Here is a 16,471-nt window from a genome sequence, read left to right as displayed (position 1 = left end):
GTCGGTGTCAAACCTGTTTTTTGATCCAACGACCTCCGCCCATCGCCGCCCCTGTGTTCGAAGCGTCGACAGTTCACGTTAAACTCCCGCGAAAAATCAATCCGACTTTTCCACAAAAAATCAGAAAGATGCAGACCATGGCGGATACGAAATCTTTTACCTCAATTCCTGAGGTTGATATTTCTGGCCTCTATTCGCCCGATCTTGAAAAGCGCGAGGCCGTCGCCTGCGAACTGGGCGACGCTGCGCGCAATATCGGCTTCCTTTATATCTCCGGGCACCGGGTAGACCCGACGCTCATCGACGGCGTGAGGAGTGCCGCACGGGATCTCTTCGCCCTGCCGATGGAACGCAAGATGGCGTATTACATCGGGCGCTCAGCCACCCACAAAGGCTATGTCCCCGAAGGCGAAGAAGTATACGGAACAGGCCGCCCGGACCATAAGGAAGCCTTCGATATCGGCTACGAGGTTCCTGCTGACAACCCGCTGGTGCTGGCCGGGACCCCTCTACTTGGCCCCAACGACTGGCCGGACGTTCCCGGCTTCAGGGAGCGCGCCGAAGCCTATTACCGAGCGGTGTTCGAGCTTGGGCGGACTTTGTTTCAGGGATTCGCTCTGGCCCTGGGGCTCCCTGAAAACACGTTTGACGACATGGCCAAATATCCACCGTCCAAACTGCGCATGATCCATTACCCATTCGACGCGGAAGCCCAGGACGCGCCAGGCATCGGCGCCCATACGGATTACGAATGCTTCACCATCCTCCTTGCGGACGCACCGGGACTGGAGGTCATGAACGAACGTGGCGAATGGATCGACGCGCCGCCGCGCCCCGGAACATTCGTCGTCAATATCGGTGATATGCTGGAAGTGATGACTGCGGGCGCGTTCGTCGCCACGGCGCATCGCGTCCGCAAGGTCGGAGAGGAACGCTATTCCTTTCCGCTTTTCTACGCGTGCGATTACCACACTGCAATCAAACCGCTTCCCGCGTTCGCAGAGGAAGACAGTGGTTATGAAGTCTTGAAGATCGGCGATCACATGTGGTCGCAGGCGCTGCAGACCTACCAGTATCTTGTAAGGAAAGTTGAACGTGGCGAACTGGCTCTTCCTTCGGGCTCAAGGGGAACCGCGACATTCGGCCGACTAAAAAAGTGATATACTTGTAGAAATATCCAATACTTGTCTTGATCGTGGAAATTGACCTAAATTTTGGCCGATGGAAATATGAGACCTGTAGCCAGAGAACGCGATGACAGGGGCTGTTATGGGTGTGATTCCGTCCCCCCGCCGCTCCGCCTTCGTGAACTTCAGCGTCCAGCGCGCATGCCAAGCCTGACGTAACGGTTTTTCCGCCTTCTCAGAGGGATGCGGTCTGCGCAGAGACCCGCTTTTCACCGTTGGTATTACGGCTCCTTGGAACCGCGATCGATGTGGCATCCGGGTCTTGGGCCGATCTCGAGAGACTGCCCGCTTTCCGCAGGCTCGCATCGAAACGATCAATTAAACGCCCGATCGTACCGGCCTATGCCGCGCGCCCGAAGCCGCCGGATCGTTTCCTCATCTGGAGCAAAGTCCGCAAGTCGGCGGCGTTCTGGATTCAGAAACGTCTCTGATGGTCAGTTTCGTATAGAGGCCAACGGGCCACTGTTCGCTGGCCGGACACACTCCCGAAGCAAAACGTGCTATCCGAACCCGCATGGCGATCATGATCCTTCCCGGACTGTCCCTGGCCGAGTCCGAGCTGGAGGTCAGCTACATCCTTGCATCAGGCCCCGGCGGGCAGAACGTCAACAAGGTGGCGACGGCGGCTCAATTGCGCTTTGACGCCGCCCTCTCTTCGTCCCTGCCGGAACGAGTGCGCGTCCGCCTGCTGGAAATTGCAGGAAGTCGCGTCACGCGTAACGGCGTTATCGTCATCACTGCGCGGCGCTTTCGCACACAGCAACGCAACCGCGAGGACGCGATCGAACGATTGGCCGAGATGATCCGTGAGGCCGCGCACAGGCCCGCGTTCCGCGTGGCCACCAGACCGGGTCGCGCCGCCCGGCAGCGCAGACTGGACGGCAAGGCTCATCGGGCCGGCATCAAACGCAACCGGAGCGTGCGTAGCGACGATTAGCCGTCAGGACGTGAGGCACTCTTTGCGTGCATCACGATACGTTCGACTTCATCCCGGCGTCTGTTTTTATGGTTTATGCGACTGCGCTGCGTCGGCAGACGATTAAGTCATCATGGTCACGTCCGCGATCGTAACGTTGAACCAGCCGCCACCCTCAAGCAGAGGCCCCTCCATTCGCACTTCCGATGGTCGGACCGTTCTCAAACATGCATGCAGATCACATATTCAGGGGCTTATGGCCCCCGATCTATCAGGTGATTATTTTTCTCTGATTCTTCAAACGGATATAGCTCACAAACGCACCCAACCAAGCGTAACGAAGCAATCATACATAAAATTCTCTGCCATTTTATGGTTCGATGTCGAGACATTTTATGTTGCGAATCCGCATCGTGTATGATTTACATATATTATGAACACGTAATCACATGAGATGCCGCGCTGCAGGCCTCCAGAGCACAAGGTCGATAGATGACTCGTCTCATCGGTTTAAAATCAGTCCTCCTTTGCGGTATCGCCCTAGTCACCCCTACATTCACCTATGCTGCGTCAAGCGCCACGGCGACGAAGCATATCGCACACAAACACATCTCGCCCGTTCCGCCCGCGTCGACCTCCATTCCTGCAGCTGGCGGTCGCCCGCACATCGTCGCCCGCTCGCAGCGAAGCGCCGTCCGCGCCAACGCGTCTCCTGAACAAATAGACGTGGCAGGGCGTACTATCGGCACTTCGGTCCTGTCCCCGTCTACGCCAGTACACAGCACCACGCAGGTGACGGTGGTCTCTGGCGCACAATTGCTCAGCACCGGTCAGACCAACGTGATGAGTGCTCTGGCGCAGGCCTCGGCTGCGATCACGGCTCCGCCACAACCTGGCGTCGGCAACAACGCATTCGTGCAGACCATGCAGCTTCGCGGCCAATCCGCTGACGACACGCTGATTCTGGTCAACGGCCACCGCCGTCATCTCGGCGCCAATTTCAACGCGAACGCCGGGCCCAACTGGGGCACCGAGCCCGCCGACATATCGCTGATTCCCATTTCCGCAATCGATCATATCGAAGTCATAACCGAGGGCGCATCCGCCCTGTACGGCGCAGACGCGATCGCTGGCGCAGTCAATATCGTCCTGAAAAACCGAGATCATGGTGGATCGGTCAACTTCCAGAACAGCGGCTTCTACGCTGGCGACGGGCAGGCCGTGAACGGATACGCCGACTACGGCATGAAGCTGGGAAGACAGGGCGGCTATCTCGATCTTGCCGCCCAGGTGACGCATCAACAACCCAGCAACCGAAGCGGGGATTTCGTCGGGCAACTTTACCCCACAGGCGATTCACGCAACGAGACGGCAAGTCGTGACGTCAATCGCATGCTCGGCGTTCCAAAGTCTACGATGGAAACGCTTAGCGAAAACATGGAAATCCCTCTCGCGCACAACGTGAATCTCTACAGTACCAGTACGTTCGGTCACCGTCGCGTCAATGTCGCGGAGACCTACCGCAGCGCCGCCAACAGCCTGACCAACAGCACGCTCTGGCCAAATGGCGCCATCCCCTACATCGCGATGGACCAGTACGACTTTGAGACCGACAATGGGATCAAGGCTCATGCGCTGGGCTTTTCATGGGACGCCTACGTCAATTATGGACGTGACGATCAGGCATATTCCACGATTCACAGCAATAACGTCTCCCTCGGCGACAGCAGCCCGCGAAATTTTTACGACGGAAAAGCCATTACGTCCGAATTATCAGCCGGTGTGCGCGGCTCTCGCGAATTCCGGACGTCATGGTTGCCGAAGCCGATCGGCTTGCGGTTCGGCGGCGAATACCGCCGCGATACATTCCAGATGACCGAGGGCGAGCGGGACTCCTGGTACGGCCTCGGCGCGACCGATCATGGCGGAAACATACCTGCAGCTGCGACAAACCGCAGTCGTGACATTTACGAAGGCAACGTCAATCTCGATTTTTTTGTCACGAAGAATTGGGAATGGACAATTGGCGGCCGAGCCACCAGTTACTCCCACTTGGCGACAGTCGAAACCGGCAGTATCGGCACACGCTACAATTTCAATCGCAACTGGGCGATCCGCGCCAGCGTCAACACTGGATATCGTCCGCCAACTCTCGGCCAGACCTATTATTTCTACAACGCGCCCTTCGCCACCTACTCCGTAGATCAGCTACCGAACAGCAGCGCAGCAGCGCAAGCTCTTGGCGCAGGCAAGATCAAAGGCGAGTACTCCCGCAGCTACAGCGTTGGTCTGGATGCAACGCCGTTGGAGAACTGGCATTTCACGGGGAACCTTTACTACATCGCGATCAATGATCGCCTCGCCAGCACGACCACGCTCGGCGGAACTGAAGTTGCGGATATCCTCGCATCTTCCGGACTGCAGAACGTCACATACGCCTCATACTACACAAACCCACTAAACACGCAGACTTACGGCGGGGACATCAGCACCGATTATACCTTGCACACGCAGCGGGCGGGCACGTTCAAATTCGCCTTCACTTTCAATTATTCTGACAACGAAGTTCGAAGCTACAACAAAACCCCGGCTGTGCTCGCGCAGTACGGTCTCAGCAGTTACAATAAATACGCCGAACAAATGCTGCTACATTCGGCTCCGAAAAACCGGGAAAGCCTGTCGCTGAACTGGAATCGCGGGCGATGGGGCGTCTTCGTGCAGGAGCAGCGTTATGGTTCGACGCTGTTTTTGGCGAGCCCGACAGCAGCCGGCGTCACGCAGCGCCCGGCTTTTTTGACCAACCTCGAGGTATCCTACAAGATTCTGCCGCAGTGGAGCCTGGCGATCGGCGCCAACAATCTGGGGAACAAATATCCGACCCGCATTCCGAAATCCATCTCGGGACCGTTGTTCGGCGCTTACAAGTACTCTTATTACTCGCCTTATGGTTTCAATGGCGGCATGTATTACGTCAGGACGAATTTCTCGTTCTGACCGTCCTCACATATCGCGAGGTGCCAGCATTGCCGTCTTCATACACGTCCGGAGCGGACGCATCACGTCGGCTCCGTTTCACGATCTACGCATTGACGATCATCATGTGCGTCATATGCTATGGGGATCGCGCGGCCCTTTCGGTCGCCATGCCTCGCGTCGCGAAGGAATTCGGCCTTTCCCCCAGCGAAACCGGCTGGGTGTTATCCAGTTTTCTATGGTCGTATTTCTTTCTGAACTTACCCAGCGCCATCACGCTTGATCGGATCGGCACGCGTCTTGTAGGCGCCGCCGCCGTGACATTGTGGTCTCTCGCCATGATTTTCGGCAGCGTGGCGACAACGGTTCCCGCCTTTATCGCGACACGCATTTTGCTTGGGGTCGGGGAATCTCCGACTTTCGCCCTCGGCAATAAGGTCATGCGGTATTGGGCGCGCCCCGGCGAACGGGGGCTGATGATGACGGCCTTTATCTGCGGCATTCCTATTGGCCTCGCGACCGGAGCAATCGCCAGCGCGTGGTTGGTGGAAACATTCGGTTGGCGGTCAACATTTTCAATCCTTGGCGCACTCGGCCTTATGTGGTCATTGGCATGGCTCTGGATATATCCCTCCAAATCCGCATTGCAGGTGAGCGATACGCGAGATGCGTTCGCGTTAATTTCAATCCCGACCCTGTTTCGATCTCGCGATTTCTGGGGTATAGTAATTCCGCAATGTTGCGGAAATTATGCCAATTTTCTTCTAATGTCATGGCTACCGACAATTCTGCGCGACACGTTCCATCTGTCTCTCATGCAGTCGGGATTATACACGGCCTACAGTTACCTTGGCGCCACCATGCTGTCTCTGGCGCTTGGCAAGCTCGGCGAACGTTCGGTCCGGAATGCCGAAACGACAGCCGGAACTCGGCGCCATGCCGTAAGTTTTTTTCTAGCCATGGCCTCCATGCTGGGCGCATTCCCGCTCTGTCACTCTCCCTTTGCGGCCATCGCTTTGCTGATTGTCGCCATCGCCTGTGTGACAGCGGGCACCGGGGCCAACATGGCGCTTCTGGCCGATCTCCTCGTGGAGCGCGGCAGTCTTGGTTCGGTGACCGGTCTGACCTTGACATTCAGCAATGGACTTGGGATCGCAGCGCCAGTCCTCACGGGTTATCTTCTTCAGGCCACAGGTAACTTTCATGCTGTTTTCTATATTGCGGCTTTCATCATTCTTGTCGGCTCAGTTGCGGTGTTTCTGATGCCGCGTCGCCATATTCACGCGCACCGGACCATTACGTCATGATTCGCATCAGCTGTGCAGGAGCAGGCGCCCTGTTACTCGACGCCGCGCACGGCGCATTCAACGACAGCGTGCAGGAACGCATCTGGGCGGTCGCACGACGCATGGCCGCTCAGCCGGAAATTCTTCAGGCCGTGCCGGGCGTGAATAACCTCCTGATCGTTTTCGACGCTGTTCAATATGATCCGGCTACACTCGAACATAGCCTGCGAGCGGTTTGGGAAGACACGTTGGTCGACGCCTCACCGGCTCGCGAAATCGTGCTGCCCGTGACCTACGGTGGAACTTTCGGGGAGGATATACCGGTCGTAGCGCGTTTTGCGGGCTTGACTGAGGAAGAAGTCATTGCGGCTCACGTCTCGGGCGAATACCGCGTAGCCGCAATCGGAGCGATGCCGGGCTTTGCATACCTGACGGGTCTCGACCCACGCCTCGCGATACCCAGACGAGCGTCGCCGCGCGTCAGTGTCGAGCAAGGCGCGGTTTCCATCGGCGGCGGACAGGCCGGCGTCATGCCCTGCACATCACCAACAGGGTGGCATATTCTCGGCAAAACCGAGGAAATTCTCTTCGACGCGCATCGTGCCGAACCCTGCCTGTTTCGACTGGGTGATCGCGTAAAGTTCAGGAGAGTCGGATGATCGAAGTCCTGACGGGCTCTCCGCTCAACACCATCCAGGATCTCGGGCGCCCCCGAACGATGACGCTCGGCGTATCCCGGGGAGGAGCCATGGACTCCGCGGCCTTGAAGCTGGGCAATCTGCTGCTGGGGAACGATATCGACGCCGCTGGGATCGAAGTCGTCTTCTTTCCATTCAAGGTTCGTTTTCATGCTGATCAAGCCTTCGCGGTAACAGGCGCCCGCGGGGTCGCTCGTCTCGATGACGAGCCTTTGCCTCCCGATTGGGCCGCAAAGGCTCGGGCGGGGCAGATCCTGACTCTGCACGCTCCGGCCAACGGCGCGCGAAGTTATGTGACATTTGCCGGGGGGCTTGATGTTCCGGTTGTTCTGGGATCCCGATCGACGGACATGAAGGGGGGGTTTGGAGGATATCAGGGGCGAGCGTTGGAAGCCGGGACACGGCTGGCCGCGTTTCCCTCTGACGCAAAGGACATGCCATCCAGTGGGTATGGGCTGGCGCATCCGTGCGACCTCCCTGAGAACGTGGCTGAGGTTCGCTGCCTGCCTGCCGCCGAATTCGATGCGTTCACTGATGATTCACAGGCGCTGTTCTTTGAGCAACTATGGACGGTCACAAGGACAGCAAACCGCCTTGGCTATCGGCTGGAGAGCGAGACGCCATTGAGCCTGCGCTCCCCGTTGGAGCTGTTGTCGCACGGAATCGTCCCCGGAACGATTCAGGTCCCGTCCGCCGGAATGCCCATTGTCCAGATGGCTGACGCCAACACCTGCGGCGGTTACCCCAAGATCGCGAATGTGATCGAACCGGACCTGCGCCTTCTGGCCCAGACCCAGACAGGTCGGCAGATACGTTTTATCCGCGTCGAACTGGATGAAGCCGTTGCAGCCGTTCGGGCGGACGCCATCCGAATGCATGAACTTGGTCTCGCCTTGCAATCTGCACGCGCGACGCTCCTCGCCCGATAACGCGTTTCACGAAGGACTTTGCGGGATGCCCGATCTGACTGTCGACCTGAACGCCGATCTTGGTGAAAGCTTCGGCCACTACACAATCGGAAGTGATTCCGACATGCTGGACATCGTGACGTCGGCCAACGTCGCCTGCGGGTTCCATGGCGGCGATCCCGAGGTGATGGCCGCTACGTTCGCCATGGCGCGCGAAAAGGGCGTCGCCGTCGGCGCCCACCCCGGTTTTCCAGATCTGTGGGGCTTCGGACGACGCGTCATGCCGTTCAACCCAAGCGAAATTGAACGCATCATCGCCTATCAACTTGGCGCCGCTCAGGCTCTTGCTGCTTATGCCGGGCACAAAATTACCTACCTGAAAACGCATGGGGCCCTCGGCAATTTGACCGAACGGGACGAATCCGTCGCAACGGCGGTCGCCAACGCGGTTCGTAGCGTAGATCCGACGTTGCCGATCATGGCCATCGCGCTGAGCCATCTGGAGCGGATCGGGCGAGAACGCGGTATGACCGTATTCTCGGAAATTTTTGCGGACCGCGCGTACACGGAAGATGGCCACCTGGTGTCGCGCAAGGAAGCCGACGCCGTTCTTCACGATGCTGATTTCGCTGCGGAGCGCGCGGTCCGCATGATTTCCAGCGGCGCCATCGAAACCCGCTCCGGCACGATGCTGCCAGCGCAAATCGACACGATTTGCGTGCATGGCGATAACGCTCATTCTGTCGACGTGGCCCGAAAAGTGCGCGCCCAACTTGAAGCGGCGGGAATATCCGTAAAAGCAAGAACATAAGTGGAAGATGCGACGTCGATGACGATCGATTTAAATCGCGCCGAAGCCCTGATGGAGCGCATGCAAAAGCTTGGCGTGGCGGAACTGGAAGTCAGACACGCCGCAGAGCGTTACCGCATCGTTCGTCAGGCGGTCGCATCAGGCGTTGCTTCCGTCGCCCCCCAGACTGGACACATATCTTCGCCTGTTTCTACAAAAACGTCAGCGGGCGGACCCTCGACCCGTATCGTGTCATCGTCCATGCATGGCGTCTTCTACCGGGCCGCAGGACCAGGGCAACCCCCTTTCGTTGACGTTGGCGCAGCAGTGCAAGAAGGGCAGACGCTCTACATTCTCGAAGTCATGAAAACCCTTTCTCGGGTCGGGGCCGAGTTCCCGTGCAAGATCGTCGAAATCATAGCCGAAGACGGACAGGCCGTAGAACCGGGCGATCCACTGTTTGCAGTGGAGACGGTTGATGCCTGATATCAGGACGGTCCTCATCGCCAACCGGGGCGAGATCGCGTTGCGTATCGTGCGCGCGTGCAAGCTTCTTGGACTGCGCACAGTGGGCGTCTATTCCGAGGCCGACGCCGGATTGGCGCATTTGAGACTGGTTGATCACGCCATCTGCATCGGCCCAGCGGCAGCTACGCATAGTTATCTCGACGGCGAGCGCATACTTCGCGCAGCGACCTTGACGGGAGCGGACGCAATTCATCCAGGTTATGGCTTCCTTTCGGAAAATCCGGATTTTGCCAAAGCCGTCGAACGGGCAGGACTGATCCTGATTGGTCCTGCTTCATCCGTCATGCGCCTTATGGGCGACAAAATCAGCGCCCGGCGCGCCATGAAGGCCAACGGCGTGCCTTGTCTGCCCGGCTCAGATGCCGCGTTACCTCTCGATCCCGACGAAATCCGAACGATATGCGATGCGATCGGATATCCGCTCATCGTGAAGGCGGCTGGCGGCGGTGGCGGAAGGGGCATGCGCGTCGTCATGAAAGCTGAAGAATTACTCGACGCCGTTGAGAGCGCTCGTAAAGAATCCGGTCTCGCATTTGGAAATGCTGATGTTTATGTAGAGCGATTTTTGCGTGAACCGCGCCATGTGGAAATCCAGATTCTCGCGGACGCTCACGGAAATGCTGTATGGCTGGGCGCCCGTGACTGCTCGGTGCAGAGGCGTCATCAGAAGTTGATTGAAGAAGCGCCTCCGCCCGGCATTCCTGAGTATCGGATTTCAGATCTTGGCTTGGCGTGCGCGGACGCTGCCGCCCGCATCGGATACACAGGCGCGGGCACGTTCGAATTTCTTTATGAAGACGGAAATTTCAACTTTATCGAGATGAATACGCGTCTGCAGGTCGAACATCCTGTGACGGAGATGACGTCCGGCGTAGACATCGTGCGTGAGCAAATCATGATCGCGACCGGCGCGCCCCTGTCGTTCACACAGGCCGACGTCAGAACAAACGGCCACGCGCTAGAGTGTCGTATCAACGCGGAAGATCCGGAAAATTTCGCGCCCGCGCCGGGGACCATAAAAAAATGGCGTGCACCTGGCGGTCCCGGCGTCCGGGTGGATACCCACATCTACGACGGATACGCCATCCCGCCGCATTATGATTCTCTGATCGCCAAACTCATAGTCCATGGTTCCGACCGGAACGACGCGATCCGCCGAATGTCGACAGCGCTTGAAGAGTTGCAAATCGACGGCGTCCCGACGACTGCATCGCGGCAAGTGCGTCTTCTGAATGATCCGGATTTTCGAGCTGGCATTTTCACCGTTCATACTCTCGACCGACGCCGCACGGGAGAGCAGTCATGAGGCAACAGAAAGACGAGACCGAAGATCCGATCGCGGGTGATTTTCTTGAAAGCCTCGTCGCAGCCATGCGTCGTCATGGCGCAGGCGTGTTCGAATTTGAAAACGAAGACACGTTCCTGTCTGTCGTGCTGGAGGCCGAAAGCCCTGATATTCCGCTGGATACATCGCCTGACACGGGCAATGCTCATCCAGAGGCCGAATTCGATGTTTTTGTAAAAAGTCCAGAGCTTGGACTCTTCGCAAGCGCAGGAAAAAGTATCGGGGATTCCGTCATGCGAAATGATGTGGTCGGCTTCGTGTGTGTCGGACCATTGCGGCTTGCGATCCGGGCGCCGACGGATGGACTCATCACCGAGGAGCTTGTGCGCGACGGTACGCCGATAGGGTATCAGGAAGCAGTTTTCCGCATCCGACCTGTGATCACATCATGACAGGTCGGATATCACGATTAGAGAGACGACACGGATCTCGACGCCTGCTCATAAAATCCATTGAGAATGCGCAACGCTTTTGCGACTTCTGCGATGACCGTACCGCCGACCCGACGATCATCCGGGATCAGTTCCAGCAGGCAGGCGTTTCTAAGACGGGCGTAATCCGCACAGTACCCGGCGCCCGCAACCGACGTCCGAACAAAAACCTCCTTGCCCTGCTTGCGTCGTTCGATCAGTCCGCGCGCGTCGAGCTTCTTCATGGCGTAATTCAGATAATGTCGTTCGGAGATATTCAGCGCGAACATCAGGTCTGGAATACTCTTTTCCTTCGCACGATGGTTGACGTGATGCAGGATCAGCGTCTCGATCGCCGACAGTTCCGGCAAGCCCGCCGCCGCCATGCAGCGGACGATCCAATGCTGAAAAGCATTATTGGCGACCGTCAGAGAAAATTCGAATTCGCTCAGGTCCTCGCTCCCAGGCGTCGCAAGATGCGAGGACGAGACAATGAACGGCCGCCTCTCCTGCTCTCGGGCGTTCGCGCCTCCGTCCATTTCGCCAACTTCCCCTTTTCCGCGCCCTCGTAGAGCCATTGCTTACCCCCTCCGGCTTCCTGTGCGCCGTAGCGCATGCCGCGAGCAAGCTTAACATCTTTCAGGACATCGACGAACATCATGACTGACAGAACCGCCATTCGCCTCGCCGTCGATATCGGCGGCACATTCACCGACGTGGTGCTCGACACTCCAGACGGGCGCTATACGCGCAAAGTGCTGACGACGCCGTCCGCTCCGGAGGAAGGCGTGATGAACGGCGCCGCGTTGGCGTTGCAGGACGCCCGAACCAATCTGTCGGACGTCGACGAATTCGTTCACGGCACGACCCTTGCGACAAACGCGATCATCGAAAGACGGGGCGCCAAAACAGCTCTCATCGGCACGGAGGGATTTCGTGACGTAATCGAAATCGGCACGGAGAGTCGCTTTAACCAATATGATCTGATGCTTCGAAAGCCTGCGCCGCTCGTGCCCCGCGCCCTGCGCTTCACGGCGCCAGAGCGCATGGACGCCCGCGGACAGATCAGAAAACCTCTTGATGAGAGGGAATTGCTAAAGATCGCTGACGAGCTTCGAAAAATCGGGATCGAAAGCATCGCCATCGCTTTCCTCCACTCATACGCCAACCACTCGCACGAAACGCGTGCGCGCGATATTCTTTCAGCAGCTCTTCCTCATGCCACCATATCGATTTCCAGCGAAGTTTGCCCGGAAGTTCGCGAGTACGAGCGCACCTCCACGACGGTCGCCAATGCTTATGTACAACCTTTGATGGCGGGCTATCTGGGTCGTCTGCGCAACGGCTTGTCCCGAGACGGTTTTAAAGGCGCGCTCTATCTCGTCACGTCGAGCGGGGCGCTGACCTCCCTTGAGACCGCCAGTCAGTTTCCCGTGCGCCTGGTGGAGTCCGGCCCGGCGGGTGGCGCGATCTTTGCCGCGCAATGCGCGCAGAAGATGAACGACTCTCATGTGTTGTCCTTCGATATGGGCGGCACGACGGCCAAGGTCTGCCTTGTCGAACATTTTCGCCCCACCTCGTCGCGCACCTTTGAGGTTGATCGCACGACACGCTTTATGAAGGGGTCTGGCCTGCCGTTGCGTATTCCCGTCATTGAAATGGTCGAAATCGGGGCGGGCGGCGGCTCCATCGCGCATCTCGACGCGATGAAGCGGGTGACGGTCGGACCGGAAAGCGCATCTTCAGTTCCCGGACCCGCCTGCTACGGCCTCGGCGGCGCGCGGCCCGCCGTTACGGACGCCGATATCGCGCTTGGTCTGCTGCGCCCGGAAGGCTTCGCGGGAGGCAGCATGACGTTGCGCCCCGAACTCGCGAAGCAGGCGCTGCTCTCGGATATTGGCGAACCGCTTGGCCTGACAGCGGAAATGGCGGCCCACGCGGTTTACGAGATGGTGTGCGAAAACATGGCCAGCGCCGCGCGCGTTCACGCCGTGGAGCGAGGCGTCGCCATCGCGGAACACACGATGATCGCCTTCGGCGGCGCAGCCCCCCTCCACGCCGCTCGGGTGGCGGAAAAGCTGGGCGTGCGTCGCCTCGTGATCCCGTCCAACGCAGGCGTTGGTTCAGCTGTCGGCTTTCTCGCCGCGCCTCTGGCCTTTGAGATCGTCCGCTCTTACCCGATGCGCATTGACGATAGTTTCGATGTGGCGGCCATTTCCGCATTGCTTGGCGACATGGCGGACTCCATCATGGCTGTGTTGGCGCAGGACTCTCGCCGGGACGCTCTTCGCGTCGAACGTAACGCGTTCATGCGTTACGTCGGGCAGGGTCATGAGATCACTGTGCGCCTGCCGGACGGTGACGATGAATTCTCCGATGTCGCCGCCCTCCGTGCGGCCTTCGAACAGGATTATGCGCGCCAGTTCTCACGCGCCATTCCGGGGGCTGCTGTCGAGGTGATGAACTGGTCCGTCACTATTTCGGCGCCTGTTGAGACGCCGGAGCCTTATGCGCCCACGCCGCCACTACAACAGACCCAACCCGACGAACGCTGTGATTTCTTCTCCGGCGACATCGGCACGGTCGTCGATCTGCCGGTCCATTATCGCAAGACCATGCACCCCGGCGACGCCCTGAGCGGTCCTGCACTGATCCGCGAGGACGAAACAACAACCTACGTGTCCGCCCGATATGACGCGCATATCGACGGCAGCGGCAACATTGTCCTGACCATGAAAGAATCTGCGGCATGACGACGAACGCCTCCCACACCGGCGCACCAACGGACGCGCAACAGGAGATCCGGTTCCAGATCATGTGGAATCGCCTGATTTCCGTCGTAGGGGAACAGGCGCGCATCCTGATCCGCACCGCCTTCAGCCCGATCGTGCGCGAGTGCGAGGACATTTCTGCCGGCGTCTTCGATACGCAGGGCCGCATGGTGGCGCAGGCCGTCACCGGCACGCCGGGCCATGTGAATTCCATGGCGGAATCGGTCAGCCATTTTTTGCGTCACTTTCCTGTTGAGACGATGAAGGAAGGCGACGCTTACATCACCAACGATCCGTGGATGGGCACTGGACATCTGAACGATTTCGTCATCACCACGCCCACCTTTTATCGCGGAAAGCTGGTGGCGCTGTTTTCCTGCACAGGTCATTTGATGGACATCGGCGGTCTGGGCAATGGCCCCGACGCCACCGACGTGTTCATGGAAGGTCTGTCGATCCCCATGCTCAAGCTGGTCGATCAGGGCACGGTGAACGAGACGTTGATGGCCATGATCCGCGCCAACACACGCCTGCCAGTGGACACGGAAGGCGACACCTATTCTCTGGTCGCTTGCAACGAGGCCGGCTCCGTCGCCCTGCGCGACATGATGGATGAGTTCGGCATCGACACGATTGAACCTCTGGCGAACTACATCATCGATCGCTCCCGTCAGGCCGTCCTCGAAAAAATCGCCTCACTTCCGAAAGGGTGCTGGTCATATGCCATGACGGTGGATGGGTACGACGCCCCGCTCGAACTGAAGGCGACGCTGACCGTCGCCAACGACGGAGTAACCGTCTCCTACGACGGCTCTCCCCCGGCCGTCACACGCGGGATCAACGTGCCGCTGGCCTACACGAAGGCGTACACTGTGTTTGGCCTCGCCTGCACCATCTCGCCGGACGTACCGAACAACGCCGGTTCGCTCGCGCCCTATCACGTGGACGCGCCTGCGGGATCGGTTCTGAACGCGCTCCGTCCCGCCCCGGTCTCATCCCGGCACATCATCGGGCAGATGTTGCCCGACATGGTGTTTGGCTGCCTGCGCACGCCCTTGCCGGATCGCGTCCCCGCCGAAGGCACGTCCTGTCTGTGGAACATCGCTGTGCGAGGAGTCTGGTCTCCTGATGGCTATGCGAAACCCAGAGCCTTCGCTCTGGCGATCACCACCAATGGCGGCACCGGCGCACGACCCGGTCTGGATGGCTTATCAGCTACGGCGTTTCCGTCCGGCGTCCACGGCACTCCGGTGGAGATCGCCGAAAACCAGTGCCCTCTCATTTTCTGGAAGAAGGAGCTGCGTGAAGGGAGCGGCGGCGCGGGCCAAACCCGTGGCGGCGACGGACAGATTATGGAGATCGGCACAACAAATGACGCACCGTTCGAACTGCTGGCGGCGTTCGATCGCGTAAAGCACCCGCCGCGCGGCGCGCTGGGCGGGAGCGACGGCGCCGCCGGTATCGTAAAAACATCAAAGGGGCGATCACTGGCGTCGAAAGGGCTACATGTCATCGCGTCGGATGAGCGGCTGCATTTGCTGACGCCCGGCGGCGGCGGCCTCGGCGCGCCCTGAACGCAATATCCGCTTTTCTGTAGATCTGGACACCAATTTATATGCCGACGTGTTTCATTACCCAACCCATCGCTGAAAAAGCGGTCGACTTTCTGCGCAATCAGGGAGTCGAGATTCGCTTCGCATCCAGCATGGCGATGGGCGCCGTCATAGCGGAAGTCGGTTCATCCGAAGCCGTCATCACACGCGATCTGGGATTCAGCGCGGAAGCTCTGGCCGCAGCTCCGGCCTTGCGCATCGTCGCCTGTCATGGCTCCGGCACAAACCGGATCGCCGTGGACTCCGCCAAGGCCCGCAGCGTAACGGTCACACGCGCACCCGGCACAAACAGCCGGTCGGTCGCAGAACTGACAATCGGGCTCATGCTCGCCGTGGCCCGCCGTATCGGCGAGGCCGACCGAGCCGTGCGCGCAAATGACTGGGCGTTTCGCTATCGCGCTGGCGGCAAGGAGCTGTATGGGAAGACTCTGGGTCTGGTCGGGTTCGGCGCCATCGCCCGCGAAGTCGCCCGGATCGCCGCCAACGGCTTCGGCATGAAAGTGCTGGCATGGTCGCCCAGTGTGCCTACGGAGGTCTTCGCGGAGCATGGCGTGACGCCCGTGTCGGACATTCCCACCCTGCTGGGCGCGTCAGACGTCGTCTCCCTGCATCGTCCCGCCGAACGGCCGGGCGATGCCTCCCCGGTCATTACGGAAGAGACGATCCGCTCCCTGCGTCCCGGATCGATCCTGCTGAACAGCAGCCGTGGCGCAGCGGTGGACCATCAGGCTTTGCTGTCAGCGATCACATCGGGGCGGTTGGCCGGAGCCGGGCTTGACGTCTTGCAGCAGGAGCCGCCAAGGTCTGACGATCCTCTTCTTCAGTGCGAGCGGATCGTGTTCTCCCCGCATATCGGCGCGGCGACGGAGGAAGCCCTTCTGCGGACCGCCATGATGTGCGCCCATCAGATTATCGACGTGTTCTCCGGGCGCATCCCGCCGCACGCGTTGTGATGGCGCTTTTTGGACTTAACCTTCCCGTCATGTCAGTCCCGCTCCTTCTGCAGATCTCTCTTTCCTCACACAGGAGCATGAGCCCCGCAGGTC

General features: G+C 59.2%; 14 protein-coding genes. 13 read left to right on the top strand and 1 reads right to left on the bottom strand.

What is annotated here, in order from left to right:
• Positions 1–137 precede the first annotated feature (137 nt).
• The 10 genes from J2D73_RS03115 to J2D73_RS03070 all read left to right on the top strand — a co-directional run bounded on the left by J2D73_RS03115 (position 138) and on the right by J2D73_RS03070 (position 11,023).
• Entirely contained in the window at positions 138–1,160 is a 1,023-nt protein-coding gene (locus J2D73_RS03115) for an isopenicillin N synthase family dioxygenase (protein WP_207879301.1), read from the top strand.
• Positions 1,161–1,701: 541 nt separating this feature from the next.
• Entirely contained in the window at positions 1,702–2,124 is a 423-nt protein-coding gene (gene arfB / locus J2D73_RS03110) for an alternative ribosome rescue aminoacyl-tRNA hydrolase ArfB (RefSeq protein ID WP_207879299.1), read from the top strand.
• A gap of 471 nt (positions 2,125–2,595) precedes the next feature.
• Positions 2,596–5,097: a TonB-dependent receptor plug domain-containing protein gene (locus J2D73_RS03105; protein WP_243429600.1), complete on the top strand. Its 2,502-nt coding sequence runs from the start codon at positions 2,596–2,598 to the stop codon at positions 5,095–5,097.
• Positions 5,098–5,117: 20 nt separating this feature from the next.
• A complete protein-coding gene (locus J2D73_RS03100) occupies positions 5,118–6,383 on the top strand; it encodes an MFS transporter (protein ID WP_408736817.1) in 1,266 nt (421 codons plus the stop codon).
• Positions 6,380–7,021, top strand: coding sequence for a 5-oxoprolinase subunit PxpB (gene pxpB / locus J2D73_RS03095; protein WP_207879297.1), 642 nt, complete (start codon positions 6,380–6,382; stop codon positions 7,019–7,021). Before J2D73_RS03100 ends, pxpB begins: the two co-directional genes overlap by 4 nt.
• Positions 7,018–7,989, top strand: a complete 972-nt coding sequence (locus tag J2D73_RS03090) for a 5-oxoprolinase subunit C family protein (RefSeq protein WP_207879294.1) — start codon at positions 7,018–7,020, stop codon at positions 7,987–7,989. Before pxpB ends, J2D73_RS03090 begins: the two co-directional genes overlap by 4 nt.
• A gap of 25 nt (positions 7,990–8,014) precedes the next feature.
• Entirely contained in the window at positions 8,015–8,779 is a 765-nt protein-coding gene (locus J2D73_RS03085) for a LamB/YcsF family protein (protein WP_207879292.1), read from the top strand.
• 18 nt (positions 8,780–8,797) lie between these two features.
• A complete protein-coding gene (locus J2D73_RS03080) occupies positions 8,798–9,244 on the top strand; it encodes an acetyl-CoA carboxylase biotin carboxyl carrier protein (protein WP_207879290.1) in 447 nt (148 codons plus the stop codon).
• The gene (gene accC / locus J2D73_RS03075) at positions 9,237–10,592 is read left to right on the top strand and encodes an acetyl-CoA carboxylase biotin carboxylase subunit (protein ID WP_207879289.1); all 1,356 of its coding nucleotides are present in this window, start codon (positions 9,237–9,239) and stop codon (positions 10,590–10,592) included. The genes J2D73_RS03080 and accC overlap by 8 nt, the downstream gene beginning before the upstream one ends.
• Positions 10,589–11,023 carry a hypothetical protein gene (locus J2D73_RS03070; RefSeq protein WP_207879287.1) on the top strand — a complete coding sequence of 145 codons (435 nt, stop codon included), beginning with the start codon at positions 10,589–10,591 and terminating at the stop codon, positions 11,021–11,023. Before accC ends, J2D73_RS03070 begins: the two co-directional genes overlap by 4 nt.
• A gap of 17 nt (positions 11,024–11,040) precedes the next feature.
• Here J2D73_RS03070 and J2D73_RS03065 read toward each other — a convergent pair whose 3' ends face one another.
• Positions 11,041–11,580 carry a winged helix DNA-binding protein gene (locus J2D73_RS03065; RefSeq protein WP_207879285.1) on the bottom strand — a complete coding sequence of 180 codons (540 nt, stop codon included), beginning with the start codon at positions 11,578–11,580 and terminating at the stop codon, positions 11,041–11,043.
• A gap of 120 nt (positions 11,581–11,700) precedes the next feature.
• Here J2D73_RS03065 and J2D73_RS03060 point away from each other — a divergent pair, with 120 nt between their 5' ends.
• Genes J2D73_RS03060 through J2D73_RS03050 form a run of 3 tightly spaced genes read left to right on the top strand, consistent with a single transcriptional unit; the run spans position 11,701 to position 16,378 of the window.
• Positions 11,701–13,794, top strand: coding sequence for a hydantoinase/oxoprolinase family protein (locus J2D73_RS03060; RefSeq protein ID WP_207879283.1), 2,094 nt, complete (start codon positions 11,701–11,703; stop codon positions 13,792–13,794).
• A complete protein-coding gene (locus tag J2D73_RS03055; RefSeq protein ID WP_207879281.1) occupies positions 13,791–15,386 on the top strand; it encodes a hydantoinase B/oxoprolinase family protein in 1,596 nt (531 codons plus the stop codon). The genes J2D73_RS03060 and J2D73_RS03055 overlap by 4 nt, the downstream gene beginning before the upstream one ends.
• 41 nt (positions 15,387–15,427) lie before the next feature.
• Positions 15,428–16,378 carry an NAD(P)-dependent oxidoreductase gene (locus J2D73_RS03050; RefSeq protein WP_207879279.1) on the top strand — a complete coding sequence of 317 codons (951 nt, stop codon included), beginning with the start codon at positions 15,428–15,430 and terminating at the stop codon, positions 16,376–16,378.
• Positions 16,379–16,471: the final 93 nt, after the last annotated feature.

Source organism: Acetobacter sacchari (genome assembly GCF_017377715.1).
Lineage (GTDB): Bacteria > Pseudomonadota > Alphaproteobacteria > Acetobacterales > Acetobacteraceae > Acetobacter > Acetobacter sacchari.
The sequence above is the reverse complement of the archived record's forward strand: the minus strand, read 5'-3'. Positions and strand labels throughout refer to the sequence as shown.

Excerpts from the sequence above, each read along its gene's own strand:
- J2D73_RS03115 (WP_207879301.1), top strand. The coding sequence starts at position 138 with ATGGCGGATACGAAATCTTTTACCTCAATTCCTGAGGTTGATATTTCT.
- arfB (WP_207879299.1), top strand. The coding sequence starts at position 1,702 with ATGGCGATCATGATCCTTCCCGGACTGTCCCTGGCCGAGTCCGAGCTG.
- J2D73_RS03105 (WP_243429600.1), top strand. The coding sequence starts at position 2,596 with ATGACTCGTCTCATCGGTTTAAAATCAGTCCTCCTTTGCGGTATCGCC.
- pxpB (WP_207879297.1), top strand. The coding sequence starts at position 6,380 with ATGATTCGCATCAGCTGTGCAGGAGCAGGCGCCCTGTTACTCGACGCC.
- J2D73_RS03090 (WP_207879294.1), top strand. The coding sequence starts at position 7,018 with ATGATCGAAGTCCTGACGGGCTCTCCGCTCAACACCATCCAGGATCTC.
- J2D73_RS03085 (WP_207879292.1), top strand. The coding sequence starts at position 8,015 with ATGCCCGATCTGACTGTCGACCTGAACGCCGATCTTGGTGAAAGCTTC.
- J2D73_RS03080 (WP_207879290.1), top strand. The coding sequence starts at position 8,798 with ATGACGATCGATTTAAATCGCGCCGAAGCCCTGATGGAGCGCATGCAA.
- accC (WP_207879289.1), top strand. The coding sequence starts at position 9,237 with ATGCCTGATATCAGGACGGTCCTCATCGCCAACCGGGGCGAGATCGCG.
- J2D73_RS03070 (WP_207879287.1), top strand. The coding sequence starts at position 10,589 with ATGAGGCAACAGAAAGACGAGACCGAAGATCCGATCGCGGGTGATTTT.
- J2D73_RS03065 (WP_207879285.1), bottom strand. The coding sequence starts at position 11,580 with ATGGACGGAGGCGCGAACGCCCGAGAGCAGGAGAGGCGGCCGTTCATT.
- J2D73_RS03060 (WP_207879283.1), top strand. The coding sequence starts at position 11,701 with ATGACTGACAGAACCGCCATTCGCCTCGCCGTCGATATCGGCGGCACA.
- J2D73_RS03055 (WP_207879281.1), top strand. The coding sequence starts at position 13,791 with ATGACGACGAACGCCTCCCACACCGGCGCACCAACGGACGCGCAACAG.
- J2D73_RS03050 (WP_207879279.1), top strand. The coding sequence starts at position 15,428 with ATGCCGACGTGTTTCATTACCCAACCCATCGCTGAAAAAGCGGTCGAC.